This window comes from Prolixibacter denitrificans (assembly GCF_003014495.1).
GTDB classification, from domain to species: domain Bacteria; phylum Bacteroidota; class Bacteroidia; order Bacteroidales; family Prolixibacteraceae; genus Prolixibacter; species Prolixibacter denitrificans.
Genome location: NZ_PYGC01000004.1, coordinates 268,802 through 288,297 on the forward strand (window position 1 = coordinate 268,802; position 19,496 = coordinate 288,297).

Annotated in this window: 19 protein-coding genes; 5 read left to right on the forward strand and 14 right to left on the reverse strand. The window is 46.1% G+C overall.

Features of this window, described 5'->3' with window-relative positions; genetic code table 11:
• Positions 1 to 59: 59 nt before the first annotated feature.
• The 5 genes from CLV93_RS10185 to CLV93_RS10205 all read left to right on the forward strand — a co-directional run bounded on the left by CLV93_RS10185 (position 60) and on the right by CLV93_RS10205 (position 5,700).
• On the forward strand, positions 60 to 851 hold the full coding sequence (locus CLV93_RS10185) for a type IV toxin-antitoxin system AbiEi family antitoxin domain-containing protein (RefSeq protein WP_106542092.1): 792 nt from the start codon (positions 60 to 62) through the stop codon (positions 849 to 851).
• Complete coding sequence (locus tag CLV93_RS10190; RefSeq protein ID WP_106542093.1) at positions 848 to 1,639, forward strand: nucleotidyl transferase AbiEii/AbiGii toxin family protein; 792 nt, start codon at positions 848 to 850, stop codon at positions 1,637 to 1,639. Before CLV93_RS10185 ends, CLV93_RS10190 begins: the two co-directional genes overlap by 4 nt.
• Before the next feature lie 576 nt (positions 1,640 to 2,215).
• Positions 2,216 to 2,776 carry a hypothetical protein gene (locus CLV93_RS10195; protein WP_146142002.1) on the forward strand — a complete coding sequence of 187 codons (561 nt, stop codon included), beginning with the start codon at positions 2,216 to 2,218 and terminating at the stop codon, positions 2,774 to 2,776.
• A gap of 344 nt (positions 2,777 to 3,120) precedes the next feature.
• The gene (locus tag CLV93_RS10200) at positions 3,121 to 4,776 is read left to right on the forward strand and encodes a hypothetical protein (protein ID WP_106542095.1); all 1,656 of its coding nucleotides are present in this window, start codon (positions 3,121 to 3,123) and stop codon (positions 4,774 to 4,776) included.
• Between the two features lie 390 nt (positions 4,777 to 5,166).
• On the forward strand, positions 5,167 to 5,700 hold the full coding sequence (locus CLV93_RS10205) for a hypothetical protein (RefSeq protein WP_106542096.1): 534 nt from the start codon (positions 5,167 to 5,169) through the stop codon (positions 5,698 to 5,700).
• Between the two features lie 311 nt (positions 5,701 to 6,011).
• On the opposite strand, the gene nspC is transcribed toward CLV93_RS10205, so the two are convergent.
• From nspC to CLV93_RS10280, 14 genes are all read right to left on the reverse strand, one after another.
• The gene (gene nspC / locus CLV93_RS10215) at positions 6,012 to 7,154 is read right to left on the reverse strand and encodes a carboxynorspermidine decarboxylase (protein ID WP_106542098.1); all 1,143 of its coding nucleotides are present in this window, start codon (positions 7,152 to 7,154) and stop codon (positions 6,012 to 6,014) included.
• Between the two features lie 357 nt (positions 7,155 to 7,511).
• Complete coding sequence (locus tag CLV93_RS10220; RefSeq protein WP_106542099.1) at positions 7,512 to 8,495, reverse strand: dihydroorotate dehydrogenase-like protein; 984 nt, start codon at positions 8,493 to 8,495, stop codon at positions 7,512 to 7,514.
• Positions 8,496 to 8,720: 225 nt separating this feature from the next.
• Positions 8,721 to 10,517 (reverse strand): FAD-dependent oxidoreductase, encoded by a 1,797-nt coding sequence (locus CLV93_RS10225; RefSeq protein WP_106542100.1) that lies wholly within the window; start codon positions 10,515 to 10,517, stop codon positions 8,721 to 8,723.
• 2 nt (positions 10,518 to 10,519) lie between these two features.
• Complete coding sequence (locus tag CLV93_RS10230) at positions 10,520 to 11,710, reverse strand: NADH-quinone oxidoreductase subunit D (protein ID WP_106542101.1); 1,191 nt, start codon at positions 11,708 to 11,710, stop codon at positions 10,520 to 10,522.
• The gene (locus tag CLV93_RS10235) at positions 11,703 to 12,230 is read right to left on the reverse strand and encodes an NADH-quinone oxidoreductase subunit C (protein WP_036984376.1); all 528 of its coding nucleotides are present in this window, start codon (positions 12,228 to 12,230) and stop codon (positions 11,703 to 11,705) included. The genes CLV93_RS10230 and CLV93_RS10235 overlap by 8 nt, the downstream gene beginning before the upstream one ends.
• A 29-nt stretch (positions 12,231 to 12,259) precedes the next feature.
• Positions 12,260 to 12,901: an NADH-quinone oxidoreductase subunit B gene (locus CLV93_RS10240; protein WP_025863904.1), complete on the reverse strand. Its 642-nt coding sequence runs from the start codon at positions 12,899 to 12,901 to the stop codon at positions 12,260 to 12,262.
• Between the two features lie 12 nt (positions 12,902 to 12,913).
• Positions 12,914 to 13,828 carry a respiratory chain complex I subunit 1 family protein gene (locus tag CLV93_RS10245; protein ID WP_106542102.1) on the reverse strand — a complete coding sequence of 305 codons (915 nt, stop codon included), beginning with the start codon at positions 13,826 to 13,828 and terminating at the stop codon, positions 12,914 to 12,916.
• Positions 13,829 to 16,960 carry a proton-conducting transporter transmembrane domain-containing protein gene (locus CLV93_RS10250; RefSeq protein WP_106542103.1) on the reverse strand — a complete coding sequence of 1,044 codons (3,132 nt, stop codon included), beginning with the start codon at positions 16,958 to 16,960 and terminating at the stop codon, positions 13,829 to 13,831.
• Positions 16,954 to 17,325 carry a sodium:proton antiporter gene (locus tag CLV93_RS10255; protein ID WP_106542104.1) on the reverse strand — a complete coding sequence of 124 codons (372 nt, stop codon included), beginning with the start codon at positions 17,323 to 17,325 and terminating at the stop codon, positions 16,954 to 16,956. The genes CLV93_RS10250 and CLV93_RS10255 overlap by 7 nt, the downstream gene beginning before the upstream one ends.
• The gene (gene mbhE / locus CLV93_RS10260) at positions 17,326 to 18,030 is read right to left on the reverse strand and encodes a hydrogen gas-evolving membrane-bound hydrogenase subunit E (protein WP_106542105.1); all 705 of its coding nucleotides are present in this window, start codon (positions 18,028 to 18,030) and stop codon (positions 17,326 to 17,328) included.
• The gene (locus CLV93_RS10265; RefSeq protein WP_106542106.1) at positions 18,017 to 18,268 is read right to left on the reverse strand and encodes a Na(+)/H(+) antiporter subunit B; all 252 of its coding nucleotides are present in this window, start codon (positions 18,266 to 18,268) and stop codon (positions 18,017 to 18,019) included. The genes mbhE and CLV93_RS10265 overlap by 14 nt, the downstream gene beginning before the upstream one ends.
• Entirely contained in the window at positions 18,265 to 18,624 is a 360-nt protein-coding gene (mnhG, locus tag CLV93_RS10270; RefSeq protein WP_106542107.1) for a monovalent cation/H(+) antiporter subunit G, read from the reverse strand. The genes CLV93_RS10265 and mnhG overlap by 4 nt, the downstream gene beginning before the upstream one ends.
• A gap of 1 nt (position 18,625) precedes the next feature.
• The gene (locus CLV93_RS10275) at positions 18,626 to 18,886 is read right to left on the reverse strand and encodes an MrpF/PhaF family protein (protein WP_106542108.1); all 261 of its coding nucleotides are present in this window, start codon (positions 18,884 to 18,886) and stop codon (positions 18,626 to 18,628) included.
• Positions 18,879 to 19,373 carry a Na+/H+ antiporter subunit E gene (locus CLV93_RS10280; protein WP_106542109.1) on the reverse strand — a complete coding sequence of 165 codons (495 nt, stop codon included), beginning with the start codon at positions 19,371 to 19,373 and terminating at the stop codon, positions 18,879 to 18,881. The genes CLV93_RS10275 and CLV93_RS10280 overlap by 8 nt, the downstream gene beginning before the upstream one ends.
• Between the last annotated feature and the right edge of the window lie 123 nt (positions 19,374 to 19,496).

Consider the following 19,496-nt stretch of genomic DNA (forward strand, 5'->3'; position numbering starts at 1 on the left):
TTAGTAATAATTTGAGAATATCACCTAAAAAAGGTACTTTTCTCTAAATTTTACTAAAATTGACAATTGCAGCCTACATAAAGAAACTTTTATCAGAAGAAGTATACTCTTTTTCATTGGAGGAGATTCGCCGGGTTATCGGAAAAACAGAAATTCCTCTAAAAAAAGAGCTCGAACGTTTAACGGAAAAAGGAGAAATCGTCAACCTCCGCAAAGGATTTTATTTAATCATAACTCCGAGATATTCTTCAGCCAAGAAACTACCCATTCAGCTCTATTGCAATAAGCTTTTTAACTATCTGAAAAGAAATTACTATGTAGGTTTATTCTCAGCAGCCAGGTTTCACGGTGCCAGTCATCAACAGATTCAACGGGATTACCTGATGACTGAAAAACCAAAATTGAACGATATATCAAAAAAAAATATTGACATCCGTTTTTTTACGACAAGTAATTGGTCTGACAAGAATATTCAAATAAAAAAATCAGATGCTGGAATTTATAAAATATCAAGTCCTGCCCTGACCATTGTCGATTTAATACATCACCAAACAAAATTAGGCGGAATCAACAGGATGCTTGCCACCATTGAGGAGCTGACAGAGGAGTTAACCCAAGATGATGTAGCGGAACTTTTAAGCTGGTATCCAAACAAAAGTACATTGCAAAGATTGGGGTTCCTCTTTGAGGAGCTCGAAATGCATGAGAACTATCAGGAATTGATATTTAACCACTTAAAACAAAAGAACTTTTTCCCGGTATTGTTAATTCCCGGGTCAAAAAAAAAGCCGGGTGCCGTGTATAATAAGTGGAAAGTAGACGTCAATGTGAAATTGGAAAGCGATTTATGATACCCAAGCCCTATATCGCCCAATGGCAGGAGCAGGCACCATGGACTGAATTTTCGCAGGTCGAACAGGATTTGATTATTTCCCGAACGTTAGTGGAAATATTCTCGGATGATTTCTTACACGATAATTTGGCATTCAGAGGAGGAACTGCGTTGCACAAGTTGTACCTTCATCCTGCACCAAGATATTCTGAAGACATTGACCTGGTTCAAATCAAACCAGGCCCGGTAAAACCAATAATGGAACGGCTCAATAAAGTGATTACGTTTTTTGACGAGCCGAGAAACACACAGGTGCGGGGACATGGAGCAAGGGCTTTATACCGTTTTACATCTGAATATGAAGAAATAAGGATGCGGTTAAAGTTAGAAATCAACTGCAAGGAGCATTTGAATATATTAGGCTGGATCGATTTTCCCTTTGAAGTAGAAAGTGAATGGTTCTCGGGTAAGGCCAGGATACGGACCTATTCAATCAATGAATTACTGGGAACCAAGTTGCGTGCATTGTACCAGCGAAGCAAAGGCCGTGACTTATTTGATTTGGATTATTCAAGACGAAATGTCGACCTGAATTATGAGGAAATCATCACTTGTTTTAAGGAATACACGTCATTTGCAACTGGCAAAAGGCCTCCGAGTAGGAAGGAGTTTTTACTCAATATCGAAGAAAAAGAAAATAGTGCGGTGTTTACAGGTGACATGGAAGGCCTTTTGCGACCTGGAATTACGTACAATCAAAGTGAAGCTTTTAACTGGTTAAAAACAGAATTATTAGCACGCATTTAATTGTGCTCACTAGTGAATGACAAGGCTTTCACACAGCCATTAAGCCACTATTCATAGTACCTCTGCCTGCGCTGTTCGGTAATGTGCCCGTGGACGCAGCGGTATGCACAACAGCCGGTAAAGGTATGTATGCCGTAAGAAAAAGTATGTCCCCCGAACATATTTCAGGGTGCGCCGCACCAAAAAGTATGTCCCCCGAACATGTTTTAGGGTGTGCCGTACAAAAAGTATGTATGCTTAACATGTTTGGGGCTTCACTGCAAAGAAAAGTATGCCTGCCCAACATATTTCAGCCATCCCTGCGGGGAAAAGTATGTATGCTTAACATGTTTTAGCTACTGCTGTGTGGCTATTCGGGTCTATTCAATGAACTGTGCGAAGGCTTGATGAACCAACCACTGTCAGGGTACAAGACCACTGACAGGGATTTGGCTCACCGGTGTGGATCGTTCGCTGACTGGTGCTGACTATCCGCTGGGTGATGGGCGGACTTCGCTATCGCAATCTTTTGTTTTCCGGGAGAAAAAGTTACTTTAAGCGGTGCAAAACGAATCACGACACAGAAAACAAAGCAAGATGAGAGCCTCCCACCGAACGACGATGAAGATATGTTTTTGTCTTTTGATACCACTCTTTTCGATTCATGCGGCCCGGGCACAGGAACGGGTGGAAGCTGGCGTTGAACTGGATGTGCTGCCCTATTTGACCGGCGGGTACTTTGGTGCCGCCTGGGTGGGTAAAGGACATCTACGCACGCGGGCGCTTTTTGCCAGGGTGCATATGCCCGACTTTATCGTTCGGGATGGATTTACGAACAATACCATCCGTTCTTATGCCCTGCTGGAAGATTATTTTCTGAAAAAAGAACAGACCGGTTTTTGGCTGGGTGGCGGCCTCGTTTTGTGGGACGGGAAAATTCAAACCGACCAACAGCTCGAAACAGCATCGTACCAAACTTTTCTGTTGAACGGAAGTATGGGGTATATCTTCAATCTTTCACAGCGGTTTTATCTCAGTTCGTGGGCCGGCCTGAGCCTTCGCGTGGGAGGCGACCGCCATATCCCGGTCGATACTAAAACCTTTGACCCGCCGCTCCTGGACCCGGAATTGTCGGTGAAGTTTGGATATCGATTTTGATTGTTCTGAATATCGATTAAAAACTGCCGGCAGTCAAGAAACTATAGACAAGCGCATTGTCTCTCTCCGAATACACGAGCAATAAATCTCCCTTCATCTGCGTTTTATTTATGATAACAAACATTACTTTCATAAATGAAAACTATACTACTAAATCAAAACCAAGAAGATAAATGCCTGACCAAATAGAATAGGTGCACTATACATCCTTATTTGGGCATATACGAACAATGTACAGACATATTATTGACGTACAAAAGCCTTTGCCTGGCTTTCGTGGCTTTTGAAAACATAGAGACTGTCGATAGAAAAATGAGGCTAATAAACCTATAACAATCTATAACATGAAAAAAACCATTTTAGTAATAATATCAATAATCAGTCTAACACAGTATATCAACGGGCAAAATATCAACATTGAAAAAAGTGATGGAAAAATTGAACAAAAAAAACCGAGAAATCAAATATACAGACATACAGGCGTTGCTAATTTCGACAGTACGTACCTATTCTTAACATCAGGTCCACTTATGGCTTATATTTTTGGGGTAGGATATAGTGTAGAGAAATACGATTCTAACTTGAATCTCGTTACACGGGAAAAAATCAGTTTTAACAAAGAAGATGATTTTAAATTTTTAAATGAACTTATTTATTTTCAATCAAAACTTGTTGTTTTTAGCTCGTCATATGATAAGCATAACAATAAGAACTATCTGTATATCCAAACCATGAATAAGTCATCATTAAAGTTAAATGACGATCTCAAAAAAATAGCTGAGTTTGAAGGTGAAGATAAAAATGTAAGGTATGGGATTAAAACAAAGTACGTAATATCTGAAGACAGCACAAAACTATTGATCTACCTCACTTTTTTCGATAAAAAAAATATTATTGTTCAAAGTAGTTCTAAAGAAAAAACTTTTAACAAAAACAGCTTATATCTTTTAGCGTTTGACAAACACTTAAATCTCCTTTGGAAAAAGAAAGCAAACAGTGCAATAAATTCCGGAACCTATGTTTACGAAAATTTCTTTGTCGATAATAAAGCGAATGCATACATAACAGCAAAAAAGTATATCAATACTGAAGCGGCACAAAAAAGGATTCTATATGAAAGCTCCAAAACTTTTGTAGACAAGTATTTTACTTTTGTTGAACCGTCTAATTATAAACAAAGTATATTAGTTTTCAGAAATAATGGGAATGAAACGAAAGAAATAGTAGTTAACCTGAAGAATCTTTTCGCAAAAAACATTTCGATTAAAAACCATGATGATAACATATTATGCGCTGGAATATATTCGGAGTTAAATTCAATTAGTGCGAAAGGAATATTTACATGTCAACTGAATCTAGGAAACGGAAGAACTGAAAACGAAAGAGTATTACCATTTAATAAAATAGATTGCACAAATAATATTGACCACAATGAATTAAAAGGCTTTAAAGGTGCAACTAAAGAAAATGAATGGGATCCCTTTAACTATTCTTTAAGTAAAATAGAAAGATTATCTAATGGGGATTATTTTGTTATTGCCGAACAGCAATTATTCGGACAACTCGATTCTGGGGGAGGAATACGAGAGCAATATTATTCAATATATAATTATGGAAGTTTATATGTTATAAGGGTTAAAGAAAATGGAGAAATAATCAATTACGGGAAGGTAAAGAAGACACAATTTGGACTAGATAATCCCTTCCATTCCTATTCCTACTTATGCGAAGCTAACAAAGTATATGTTCTATACAATGAAATGGTACCCAAAAAAGGCCTCGTACAAGTAGCCAAAATGCAAAACACTTCACTTGCTAGAGTTAATGAAAATGGGCAGGTTGTAAAGAAATTAGTTTCAACTTTCGCTGATTACAACAACAAAACATTATTTATGCACACAAAAGGAATATTACCATTTGCAAATAAAAAAGGCTTTGTTTATCCGTTGCAATCAATGAATATGAAATACAATTCAATAGAAAAAATTGACATACGTTAAATTCAAATAGAAATCCAATTTGTTTCGCCCGTATAGTATTGACAACAAAAAATACGAGCTTATGCTGGAAATAAGATTGGAAAGAACAACTATAGAACTCAACATAGGAATTGTTTAGAGACTAAAAAACAACACCTTACACTCGATCATAATGTATACCAGGGTGCAACGCATGCATTACGGGCAGAATCATTTCGGGTTTACAACAGTCGCTGGTTATCATCCGAGTAACTAAACTCCCGCATCAACCGGAAACCGTGTCACTAAGCTTTACCGATTAAGTTTCTTTAACAAAAGAGTTGTGATGGGAACTCAACTTTTTACCGGGTCATATGTCTCATTATTATCATTCAGAACAATCTTGAGGAGACGAATATGAAAAGATTTTCAATGCCTGGTCAACTGAAAACTGTTTTTGCCATTGTATTTATAATGAGTCCGTTTCTTTCCGGCAATGTACTGGCCCGGGATAACCATCACCATCCATGTCTGCAGATGAAGGATTCCACCCTGATGAAGCGGCAGGAGATGATACATTCCCGGAGTCATATGGTGATGCCTTTCGATATGAGCAAAGTCACCCACTATTTTATCAAAACCAGCAATGGTGGCATTTTACGAATCAAGGCGAAAGACCCGACAGATACGTTGCAAATTTCGATGATTAGGAAACACCTTCACAAAGAGGGAATCTTGTTTTCGAAGGCCGATTTTAAAGACCCCAAAACCCTCCACGGGATGCATATGCCGGGACTCAAAACACTTTCGGAATCAAAGGGTAAGTTTACGGCTGACTATCAGCAATTACCGAATGGAGCAAAGCTCACATTTGCTTCGAAAGATGCTGCCGTCATCGATGCGCTTCATGTATGGTTTGATGCCCAGTTGAGAGACCACGGCAACGATGCCAAAAGTAAGGAATAGATGCGGCTAAGGACGCATCAGGCCAGCGTCTTAGGATGTCAAAATCTATTGCGGTTTAAATGGAATGTTCAACTACAGGTTGGTGACTACGTGCGGCGCAGGGACATTCATATTCTAATCCACGACAAGGCGTGCGCCTCTTTCCCTAGCTACGTTCTTATCCCGGGGTGGCGTCGTACCTCCTTACCCCGGGCTATGAAGATTTTACCCCTCGGGGGCGAAAAGCATTTCGCCCCTTCGTCTTTCCCGGCAACAACAAAGTCTATCTGTGTAAATCAGTGAAAGCAATCCGTGTGTATCCGTGGAAAATATTACGACAACCGCTGTTTGTAATCCGAATAGCTGAACTCCCGCATCAAGTGGAAACCGGTTTCGTCGTTCCAGATGCCGATGGCAGGATGGGCCACGCCGTTGAACATGGTGGTTTTCACCATTGTGTAGTGAATCATATCTTCAAAGACAATCGAATCGCCGGGTTGCAGCTCGTCGTCGAATGACCAATAGCCGACAAAGTCACCGGCCAGACAGGAATTGCCGCCCATGCGGTAGGTTGGTTTGCCATCCAACGGGTCGAAGTGTGCGCCCTGGATGCGGGGTTTGTAAGGCATTTCGAGGCAGTCGGGCATGTGGGCCGTAAACGACACGTTGAGCACCGCCGTGCGGATGCCTTTGTTCTCCACCACATCCACCACGGTCGATTTCAGCACGCCGGTTTCCCAGGCAAACGCACTGCCCGGTTCGAGGATTACCTGCACATCCCACTTTTTGCGGAACGCTTTCAGGAGATTGATCAAATGTTGTGTATCGTACCCTTTGCGGGTCATCAAGTGGCCGCCGCCCATGTTCACCCATTTTGCACTGGGCAGGAAACGGGCAAAACGCTCTTCAAACGCCGCCAGTGTTTTCTCCAAATCAACAGAATTTGATTCGCACAGCGTATGAAAATGGAGTCCTTCAACGCCTTCGGGTAGTTCGTCGCCCAGTTGCGAGGATAAGATGCCCAGACGCGTTCCCGGCGAACAGGGATTATACAAATCGGTATTTACTTCCGAGAATTCGGGATTGACCCGGAGACCCACAGAAATCTTGCGCGAATAGTTTTTCACGGCCGGCAGAAACCGCTCCAATTGCGAAAGGGAATTGAAGGTGATATGCGAGGAACATTCCAGTACTTCATCGAAATCATCCTCGGTATAAGCCGGCGAATAGGTATGCGCCAGCGACTTCATCTCCTCCACTGCCAGACGGGCCTCATACGCTCCGCTGGCCGTTGCCCCGCTGATGTATTCGCGGACAATGGGGAAAGCGCTCCACATGGCAAAGCCTTTAAACGCGAGAATGATATCCACACCCGCCGCGTCTTTCACGCCCCGGATGAGTTCGAGATTTTTCCGCAATAAACCTTCGTCGAGCACATAACAGGGCGAAGGAACTTTACTCAGATCAATAGCCATAACTTAACTGCCGTAATTATTCAAGTGAAGCAGCAAAGTTACGTTTTTCCCGGTAGGATAGAACAGGAAGGGAATAGATAAAAACAAACCGGGCACCAGCAACGACAGAGAGTAACGTTATAAAGCAGGAAGTCGTTGCGGCACCCGGTAGTATTGAATAGGCCTTTCGTAAAATCGGGGTTGTGTTTTGATCAGAACGGTCAAATTGTAGCAGTCACTTTTTTCCCCTCCAAACCTCCCCGAAAGGGGACTTTAAGTCTCCCTTCAGGAATGGTTTTTAGGGGTCTAATCCAGGTTACTGTTAAATTCTCAATTCCAATCTTTTCAACCAGATTTTACAGAAAGTCCCAGGTGGTTCTATTTTACATCCGAAAAGTACTTCATGAACTGGGCACGTTCGTAAATCATCGGTTTGTGTACGCTCTCCTGGCTCAGTTTGCCAATGAGTTCATTTACCGAGTTGTAGTTGTGTGCCTTCATCCAGTTGGTCATATCGGTCAGCATTTGGGGAATAATGCCCATGCCATTTTTGTAGATGGCCGAAGCCACTTCTACCGCGTTGGCACCTACCAGCAGGTTCTTCAGGATGGTTTCTCCATCGTGAATACCGGTTGAAGCCGCCATGTCGCAAGCCAGTTTTCCCTTCAGGATGCCAATCCAGCGAAGGACCATGGCATTCTCGTCGGGGTTGCTGTAAATGTGCGACGAGGTGATTTTCATCTTCTCGAGGTCCACATCCGGGCGATAAAAACGGTTGAACAGTACCAGCGATGAAATTCCGGTTTCCGACAGTTTGATGGCAAAATTCGCCATACCCGAGAAGAAATTGCTAATCTTCAGGGCCACCGGAATGGTGATGTGCTGTTTAATGGCTGCCACAATATCAAAGTAAATCTGCTCGATATCGGCACCTTCATAATTACCGTCCGACGGCATGATGAACATGTTCAGTTCGAGTGCATCGGCACCCGCTTCCTGGATGCGGCTGGCAAACTCGGTCCACTCCGATGCTGACACACAGTTGATGCTGGCGATGATCGGTATGGAAGTCTTCTTTTTGCTTTCGCGAATCAATTCCAGGTAATGGTCGATGCGGTGTTTTTTAGTGTAGAAACCGATGTAGTTTTCCACATCGTCGTACGAGCCATACATGTTGTTCATGCGCTGTTCGTCGATGTCCATCATGATCTGCTCTTCGAAAAGCGACTTGAGCACGACAGCACCTGCGCCGTTGATTTCCAGTTTCACGACATTCTCAACCGAATCGGTCAGGCCGGAACTGGCAGCGATAATGGGATTTCTCAAATCCAATCCCATGTATTTTGTCGAAAGATCGGTCATTGTCTTAAGTTTTTATAAGGTTGCGTTAGAACTAACATATTCAAATTTAGTATTTCGAAAGCTGCATATAACGCCTCCGTTTGCTCACCCCTATCCCGAAATTTCGGGACCCTAAAGGGGACTTTAAGCCGCCCCTTTAGTGGAGGTTTGGAGGGGTGATTCACTCGGAGTTACCAATCGAAATTGTGATTTAAATGCTTCATTCTTCACAACCCCGGGTTAACATTATTTTTCAGACAAATATTTATCGATGCCCATGGCCGCTTTATGACCGTTGGCAATACCGTGAATTACATCAGGTCCCTGGATGATGTCACCACCGGCGAACAGCCATCCGGCACTGGTTTGGAAATCGTCGTTTACCAGGATTCGTCCGCGTTGGTCCATATCCAGCTGCTCTTTGAACGCTTCCGGCAGGTACGAAAGATCCATTCCCTGACCGATGGACTCAACCACCATGTCAGCCGGGAAGAACTTCTTCTGCTCTTCGTCAAACTTCGGAGCGAAACGACGGTTTTCGTCGAATACCGACAGGCATTTCACCACGTGCAAACCTTTCACTTTATCACCTTCGGTTTCGATTTCAACTGGTCCCCATCCCGGATCGATAACGGCGTTCTCTTCGCGGGCTTCAATTACCTCTTCACGGTCGGCCGGCATAATGTCTTCCGATTCGAGTGAAGTGGCCAACACACCCACTTTGCCGTATTTCTGTTTCTGCAAACGAGCCAGTGAACGGGTGATGTCCATTGCCACGTTACCACCACCAATCACCACGATATTCTCTTCCAGCGGTATCTCTTTACCCAGCACGATGTCACGCAGCAAATCGACTGCCTGGTATACTTTCGGATGGTCGGTTCCGGGTACACGAGTACTACGGCCCATGTGCAAACCGGTTCCTGAGAAGACTGCGTCATACTGGTTGTGCAACTCTTCCAGTGTGATATCCTTACCGATGGTCACATTGTATTTAATTTCAACGCCCAATGAAAGGATGTAGTTGATATCCTTGTCGAGCTGGTCGTACGGCAGACGATATTCCGGAATACCGAAACGCATCATACCACCGGCAGCCGGTAATTTTTCGTAGATGGTACACTGGTAACCCATGAGGGCCAGATAATGTGCAGCGGACAAGCCGGAAGGTCCTGAACCGATAATAGCGACTTTCTTCCCGGTAGGTTGCAAGTTCTCGGTATTGAGGATTTTCTTGTACTCCTCTGCCGGATTCTGGTCAGCGATGTAACGCTTCAGCCAGCGAATTGACAACGGATCACCATGGTGACCAACGGAACAAACGGTTTCACACTTGTGGGTACAGATACGACCGCAAATTTCAGGCAGCGGGTTGGTGTCGTACAGCACGCGCAAACCTTCGTTCAAATCGTCGTTACGAATGGCTTTGATGTACTCCGGAATACCCATGTGAGCAGGACAGGTAGCCACACAGATACCACATTCCACACAACGGTCGGCTTCCTGCTCAGCCTGCTCTTTCGAGTATCCCTGTACGATTTCGATGAATGACTGGTCGCGTTTTTCCGGTTCCAGCTCTTCCATCGCTTCACGCTTCGGATTGTAAAGCTCATAGCCGTTACCCGGTTTTTTGTAACCTTTTTCGCGGCTGTCCCACGACTTGTTCTCAGCACCGGGAACGAAGCGGAAGTTATCCGGGTCTTCGTCCACCCAGGTATATTCATTACTCAGCGAAAGCGAATTGGTGGTACAAACATCCACACACAGACCGCACCAGCAGCAGCGTCCGTAGTCTACACGGGGACGCAGACCACTGTCGCCATCCTTTGTTTCGACGCCGTCCACCGGCACCAGGTCGATGGCAGCATTCTGACAAATGGACTCGCAGGTACCGCAACCAATACATTCACTGATATCGTTTTTATGAAATCCCCGGTACCGGTCGGCAGCCTCACGGTTCAGCGGATCCTTGATGGTCACGGGTTCGCGGACCACATGTTTCCATGCTGTGAACGGGGACAGTATATCATTTAACTTTGCCATAATTATCGTTCAATTTCAGGTGGATACGTATGCAATGAAACCATTAATCCGGCCACATCGGCGATGTTGGCGTTTACAATCATCTTCTCGAGAAGGGCCACAGCGTGCGTATAGCTCGGTCCGCGTACGTTGATTCTGCGCGGGTATTCGGTTCCGTCGGAAACCATGTAATAACCGTACTCACCGCGGGTACATTCAGCACGCGAATAAGTCTCGCCGGCTGGCACTTTCCAGTGCAGGACGTTCGGAGTTTTCGCGCGGATATCGCCTTTATCCGGAATTTTCGCCATGATCTGACGAATCAAATCAACCGTCATCAGCAAATCGCGGCGACGAACATCGGCACGGGTGTAGATATCAGAATCTTTTCCTACAACCGGTTCGAAATCCAGCTCCGGATATTTCAGATACGGATTGTCCTTGCGGACATCTTTGGCCACACCCGCTGCACGAGCATTAGGGCCGGTAATACCGAAGGGATGAATCCAGGCCGGGTCGATAACGCCCATACCAACGGTCCGTTTCTTGAACACGGCGTTGTCGAACATCACCTTCTTCACGTCCTTCATGAATCTATCAATTTCGTCGAGGTTCTCAGTCATCCGCTGGCGGAAACCGTCAGGCAGCAAACCGCGAACACCACCGGGCAGCATATACATGTGATAAATACGGCCTCCGGTCAGTTCCTCGAAACGATCGAGAATCAGGTCACGCAGGTAAATCGTCCATTGTCCGATGATACCCTGTCCGAGAGAACCGGCCTGTCCGCCCATCCACGCGAGGAAGCTTTGCAGACGAGACATTTCCAGTACGAGAGTACGCAACCACTCGGCAGCTTCCGGCACTTCGATGCCGGCCAGCTCTTCCATCGCGGAAGCGAAACAGTACTCGTTAAAATCAGGTTCGGGAACCGCTACACGGCATACAATCGGGAAACACTGAATGTATTTCCGGCGCTCCATCAGCTTTTCGAAACCACGGTGCAGATAGCCCACGTGTGTTTCGCAATCCATTACTTCATCGCCCAGCAAAGTCAGCTCCAGCGACATATTTCCGGTGATACCGGGGTGCTGAGGGCCATGCCAGATTTTCATGAACTTGTGCGAATCGTAATCCACGTCAATCTTGCCCTCGCTATTTTTTTCGGGGAAGAGGGTTCTGTCCTCGTTCCATTTCAGCAGCTTCTTACTCATTGGGATAAAGCTTTTTCTTCATGTATTCCGCCGGATCGTGTGTTTCGCGTCCCGGACGGGGGAAATACGTTTTCTCCGAATACTCTTTGGTATCGAAATCGCGCCGGTAAGGTGGAATTTCTTCCCACCCCTCGAGGATGAACGGCTTGTCCACGTCCGGACTGCCGGGGAAGTTGATACCAAACATTTCGCGCAGCTCACGCTGATAAGTGCGAGCCTGCTCCCACAAGTGGTGGATGGAGTACATCTCAGCGTTCTCGCGGCTAATCATCACGCGAACACCCAAATCCACTTTCTTTTCAGGATGGTGAAGCAGGTAGGTCAGCTGAAAATGCTCGTCTTCAATCCAGTCGACTGCCGTCAGCAGCACCAGGTGAGCGAAACCTTCATAGTCTCTCAGGTGTGTAATCAAACCAACAGCCACCTCTTTTGAGGCAATCAGAAAACCCAGGTTTTCCCGTTGCTGGTGATAGCTGACCACCTGAAAGTGCTTTTGCAGATTTTCTATAATCGTTTGCATAATCTTCTTTTTTACAGGTTCAAACCAGTTTACCAGTTATAATCGGGCATATCCCAGTCCTTGATAATTTTCTTCTGGTTGCCTTTGTACCAGTCGAAGTTCTCGGCGTACTTGTTGGCGCCCTCTCCTCTTCCTTCACGGATGATATGCTTCAGTTTGTCGAAACCGGCCAGGAGTGCTTCCGGGCGCGGCATACAACCGGCAATGTATACGTCAACCGGCATGTAATGATCGAGACGGTTAATGGTGTTGTAACTGTCCCAGTACATTCCGCCGTTGATGGTACAGCTTCCGAGCGCTACCACAAATTTGGGGTTCTGCATTTGTTCGTAACTGCGAACCACGCGTTTCAGCGTTTTCACCGAAAGGTAACCAGAGATAACGAACACCGAAGCCTGACGGGGCGTTGGCCGCCACTGGATACCAAAACGGTAAGCATCGAAACGGGGCGTCATGAGCGGGCGCATTTCAATCGCACCACACCCGGTTCCGAAACCAAGCACCCAGAGTGATTCGCTTCGGGCCCAGTTGGCGAACTTTTCGATGATGCCACTGGCCGATTTGCATGATTTAGGAGCGGCATCGCAGAAGTAATCCTTCAACGGATCCACCTCAATTGGATTACCTTCCGGTGAGATGACGGTCCTCTTTTCTATATATTCTTTACCCATGTCAACTAAGCTTTAAAAGTATTTGACTACCAGGATGGCGGCCACCCCGATTAACAGCGGGATACCCAGGTACCACCGCACCGACTGGTCGACCCGGAAACGCGGGTAAGCGATTCCAACAAACACCGACCACATGTATATGAAGAAGGTTTTGATAATCAGTTCGCCCCAATTGGTAGCGCCACCAAACAGCAGGTTCATGAAAAGGATGAGCTTGGCTGCCGGGAAAATAGCGCGGTTGAGCTGAAGTACACCCAGCAAGGCTGAATGGTACTCGGTTGGCGGGCCAATCGGAATTTCCTGCGGTGCCAGTACCACGTCGAATGGCGAGCGTCCCATCATTGCCAGGAACGACAACATCATCGCGATAGCAGCCAGCGGGTTGGTAAAGAGCGTCCAGTGGAGGATGCTTCCCTGCTGTGCAGCTACGATATCGTGAATATTCAAGGTATGATACTGAACAGCCAGTGCCAGAACACCCAGCGTCAGCGGAAGCTCCATGGCGGTGGTCTGAGCCAGACCGCGTGAAACACCCAGTGCCGAATACGGGTGACCGCTTTCACCTGCTCCCAGTGCCATTCCCAGTACACCAAAGAACTGGAAGTAGAGCACGAAGGTTAAGTCCCCGGCGAACGAGAAGTTATCGAATACCGGTGAACCGTAAATCACGGGCAGGAACAGCAGCAAGCCAATTCCTCCGGTTAACCGGAAAACCGGGCCAATGTAGTACATGATGCCGTGAGTAATCCGGGTACGGAATGTATAGTTCTTGATTAAGTCGATGTATGGCTGGTAAAACCGAATGCCATGCCGGCGCCCTACCCTTGCTCCAATCTTGTGAACCACACCCGAAAGAATCAATCCGTAGTTGGTCACAATAAACAGGGTGAGCAGCGCGTATAGTATTTTCGTTACAATAGTTCCCATTTAAAAACCTCCAAATGAAATTAGGTAGATGATAACGATGAATGCCATAATGTGTATCACATAAGACTGTCCGTCGCCGTTGTAGATTTTCCGGATTTTATCGCCCATGGCATGCGCCCATTCAGCAACACCTTCCCACCATCCGGTGATTTTCGGTTCAACCAGAATACCGATGGCTTTACGGTAATGTGCATAGAAGTTATAGGCGTAATGTGTCGTTTCGGGTTTGAACGGACGCTCAGCGGCAAACACAATGTTGAACTGTTTTACCTTCTGTGCCCTGCGGTTGTTGATGATTAACCAAACCAGTACCACCAGGAAGATGCTAACCACGATGTAGAAAATCACCAAACCGTTCCAGTAACCAAACGGACTAACAGCGTGCTGTCCGGTCCAGTCCAAAGCTCCTACCGGGAAGTAAGGAGTGATGATCTTGCCAATCGGTTTCAGCAGTGAATTCGGAACAGCCGAAAAGAACAACAATACGCCGATAATCAGGTACTGTGGAACGAGAATCCAAAACGGAGCCTCTTTTACTTCGCGGTGCTCGTCCTTCAACTGACCGAGGAAAACCGAGTGAATCAACCGGAAGGTATAGAGGAATGCCACAATTCCGGAGAAGAAAATCAAGGCTCCCTGCAGGTACCACTGTTTCATCATGATGGCGTTGTAGAAAATCCATTTTCCGGAGAAACCGGACAATGGTGGCAAACCAGCCAACACAATGATTCCGATCAGAACAGAGAAGAATGAGAACGGCATCCGTTTGATGAGTCCTCCCATGCGGTACATCTCTTTCGTCTTCACCCGCCATACGACTCCACCGATAGCAAGGAAGAGCAATGCTTTAAACATGAAGTGAGTGACCGAAATGGAAATGGCCGATAACCATCCTAAGTGCGACATCAGCGACAGGCCGAACAGGATGTAACCCAGCACGCCCACACTGGAATAAGCCAGCAAACGCTTGGCATCTTCCTGGAAAGCTGCCATCAGGTTTCCCATTACTGCGGTGATGGCACCCAGCCAACCCAACAGGTAAATCACACTCACTTCTCCGCCAATCAACTGGTCGCCCATAGCCAGGAACAGCGTTACCAAACCGAAAACACCAGCTTTCAGCAGGATGGCAGACACCATCGGAGAGACATCGGTCTCTGCTTCGGCGTGTGCACCCGGCAGCCAGATGTGCAATCCAAGCGACGCGGTTTTCGTCATAAAACCAACCGCCAGCAGGATGAACACCCAGGTCGGATAAACCAGCACATGTGAAAGCGTGCTCATATCGAGGTTAAACTGTCCAACCGACGCGATGGCGAAACCAGCCAGCATCAGGTAAGCCCCTCCCATCGAGAAGATCATGTAACTCAATGCGTGCGGCATCGATTTCTTACCCCTAATAATCAGGAAATAAGAACCAACGGTCATTACTTCCCAGGCATAGAAGAATGCGATGGTGGTTTTTGCTTCAATCAGACCAATCAGGCCGGCAAACATCATCAGGGCAAACGGATAGAAACCGCGGCGCTGACCTTTGTAAGCATAGCCGGCAATCAGGGTTACAATACCTCCCACCATGAAGATGGCTCCGAACACGGCTCCAAAGCTGGAAAGTGTTGGGTAGAGATAATAATAGTAGTAAGCCATGGCCAGAATAGCCAGGGTATTTTTCACATACGCCGGAAGGAAGTCAATCAGCACGAATGCCAGTGCAACTGCCAACGGGATGTAGTTAATCACTTTTGCGTAAGGGTGAATCGAGCTAACGAAATAGCCAATCACGAAGGTCGCAGCTCCGAAGACAACTACCGGCAATACCTTGTTCCATTTCACTTCGAAAGAAGGCAGTTCCGTATTGTCCAGTTTCAGTGCGTAGCCCAACCAGCGGAAAAGATAAACACCTTCGAGCAGTGAGCCGAGTAATACGCCAATGATCCAAAAATACTGGTTAGAGGCAGCCAACTGCAGCATCATGTCCCATTTTCCGAAGAAAGAAGGGAAAGGAGGAAAACCAATCAGCGTAAAAACAAACACGCCGAAAAGAATCATCAACAGGCGGCTGTTGCGCAGTACAGCCCACTCTTTGATTGTGGAGCGCTTCACGATTCCGGAAATCCAAAACAATCCGGCTTTCGCCAGGAAGTGACTAATCAGAATGCTGTAGGCAATGAATGTCGTGCGCTCGCCCAGAAACTCAGAAAGTCCCAGGATAGTCACCAGCAAACCAACCTGTCCGATGGATGAATAACCCAACAAACGATTCGGGTTGGTTTGTTTCAGGCCCATCAGGTTGGAACCGATGAAGGTAGCCAGACCAATACCGGCCAGTACCATATGGAACTGCGGAGTTCCCAGCGGCAACAGTTTGTACATCACGAAGAATGATGCAGTGGCTGTTCCGGCGGAAATCAGAGCAGCGATGCCCGAATCGGCACTTTCGTATACATCCAGTCCCCAACCGTTAGCCGGAAAAGGTTTCAATTCGAGTACAATGGCAATCAGCACAAAGAAGACAGCCACGCCAAATCCTTTCACCGCAAGGGAATGAACGGCCAGGAAATCATCGATATTCAGGGTACCGGTAAAATAGTACATGAAAACGATTCCCAGCAACAGGATTCCGGAGATAATTCCGGTGGCCAGCATGTATTTAAAACCGGCGGCGATAGTTCTCAGGTTTTGACTGAAGATAATCAGACCAGCCGTTGCAATGCTGCTGATTTCAAGAAACACAAACAGGTTGAACAAGTCGCGGGTCATGATGATCACGTTCAGACCGAGAATCATTCCCATCAGGGTGACGTAACCGTTCGAACCAATTTTCTTTAACTTATCCCAGAGATAAACTGCTCCGAAAAATCCGGCTATGTTTATCAGGGACGTAAACAGTGCTTCCTCTTTTCCCATCAACAGGTTGATGGAGAATGGCGGTTGAAAGCCTGCGGTATAAATATACTCGGCAGCCCTGTCGTACAACCAGAAACCGGCCAGCCATTCGAGGGAAATGAAGGATGCAAAACCGAGCGCCAGCAGTGAGAGGAAGCCAGCCGATGAGTTCATTTTCTTTCCAAATAAACCCAGGCCGAATGCAACTCCCAGCAACGTAGCGATGATGTAGATAGGTGCTACCATTTCAAGTCTTTATAATTTTGAATGTTCAACGTTTTCTTTTCGTTATGAAGCTTCATGGCGTAAACCAGCATCAAAGCGGTTACACCCAGGCCAATCACGATAGCTGTCAATACCAGCGCCTGTGGCACCGGGTCAACAATCTTATGTGCGGTATCGGTTTGCAGATCGGGCTGGTTCAGAATCGGAGCGGTTTTGTTTTTCACATAACCGAGCGCCACAATAATAATGTGTGTGCCCGTGTCGAACAGTGAGAAACCAATCACCATCTTCAGGATATTCTTCCGGGTGAGAATGCCCCAGATTCCGATCAGCAGAATCAGGAAACCAACGACCAGACTGATATATTCTATACTAAAGAGTTGCATTTATCCTTCTTTTTGAGATTCTTTCAGATTACGGACAATACCGGTCAGTTCGGAACCAACTTTCAGTCCGATAAGAATGTAGATAATCGGGATGGCGCCGGCACTCAACAGCGTACCGAATTTTCCCATCGCCAGGATATGGTTATCAAGAAATCCGCCGGCCAGCAAAACACCTAACAGGCCGATGAAAACAAAGGAAATTCCCGAAATCGATTCAACCACCGAAATCACTTTGTGGCTGAAATGTTTCTGCGGACGCGACAACAGCAGGAGTGCAAATGCCGACGCAATGACTGCACCTCCCTGGAAACCTCCACCCGGAGTTAAGTGTCCGTTGATGAAGATGTACACGCCCAACAGCAGAATCATGGGAACCAGCAACCGTGAAGCCGTTACCAGAATTTCTGTCGATTTGAAGAAAACCGACCGGGTATCCTTGGTATAGGTTTCCGAAGCCTTCAGAAAAAGGCCGATAACCGCAGAGGCCAGAAACAGGATGGTCACCTCACCCAGCGTATCGAAACCACGGTAGGTAACTACCACCGCCGATACGAGGTTGGCTGCTCCCACCTCTTCTTTTCCGTAGTTGGCATAATGCTCAGCAACACCGGTCAACGCATCTTTCGCTTCGTACGAGTGCAGAAGTGGAAAAATCGCTGCGGCAAATCCGAGCAATACCAGCAGTATTAAACTATTCCTGAGCATTATTTCGTCTTATTTTATTATACACATAGAAGAAAATGAGGGTCGTCAAACCACTTCCAATCGACGCTTCCGTCAACGCCACATCAGGAGCGGCCAGCAGCACATACAGCACCGATGCAAACAGACTGGTAACACCTGCCGCAATGATGGCTGTTTTCAGGTCCTTATTATACACCGCGATGACCGCAGCCACCAGCATAATAATTCCCAGTACAATGGCTATAATCAGATAAATCATAGGGCGTTGTTTACAGGTTCAACTTCTTTATTTTCGATATCCTCTGCCAAACGGTCAACCGTTGTTTTATCCGAAAGCGGGACTCCGTAGCGGTAAGCATTGCGCGCCAACACGTGCGATGAAACCGGGTTGGAGATACCTACAAACAGCATCAGGATGAACAGTTTTCCGACCCATCCGGGGAAAATGAAAATCAATCCCAGCAGGGTGAGAACAGTTCCGAAGGTTGACGCTTTGGTTCCCGTTTGGATGCGATTGTATAAATCGGGCATCCTGACCAGACCGAGCGCTCCAAGGAACAGAGCAATCGAGCCCATCAGGGTAATCACGGCGCCAATTATTTTCAGTATTTCCATATCACAAGCTTTTTTCAAGGAATTTTGCCACAACAATCACCCCGATGAAACTCAGCAGGCCGTAAACGACAGCCACATCAAGGTATATCAGCCGGTTGGCGAAATAGGATATCAGGGCAATCAGCCCGATGGACGCAATGGTCATTACATCGAAGGCAATCACGCGATCGGCGGTATTCGGACCTTTGATGAAACGGTAGAGCGAAAGCAGTACCGAAAGCAGGATCAGCACGACGCTGATAGTAAGAACTGTATTAACCATAAATCACCTCCAGGTATTTTTCGAATTTCTGAACGATCTCTTTCGTAGCTGCCTCAACATCCTTATCTTGTACATCGATCCAGTGGATGTAGAGGTACTTCTTCTCGATAGCCAGAGTAAAGGTACCAGGCGTAAGTGTGATGGAATTGGCCAGAATCATCCGGGCCATTTTTGATTTCAGTTTGGTCTTTACCTTCACAATCCCGGGGTTGATGGGAAGCTTTGGGGAAATCACCCGGCGGGTAACATCCAGGTTCGCTTTCACCAACTCAAACGCAAAAACGAAGAGATAAATGAAGGTGTAAAGAAACGCTTTGGGGGTAAGCCGCATATCGGCAAACACGTCACAACGCGCACAGAAAAACATCGGAATAATCAGCGAAACAATTAAACCGGTGACGATAATGGGCGTCGTAAAAGTGCCGTTTAGCAACAACCAAAATCCAAACAGAATCACGAAAGAAATTCCTATGTTCTTAACATTCATTGGTTTGTTGTTTTATTTAATAACCTAAATATCTTGATGTAATAATACCTACATATATGGATGCTTACAGGAAATCGAATATGACATTCGGAAAGTCAAAAAACCAAACATACATATGTTGAA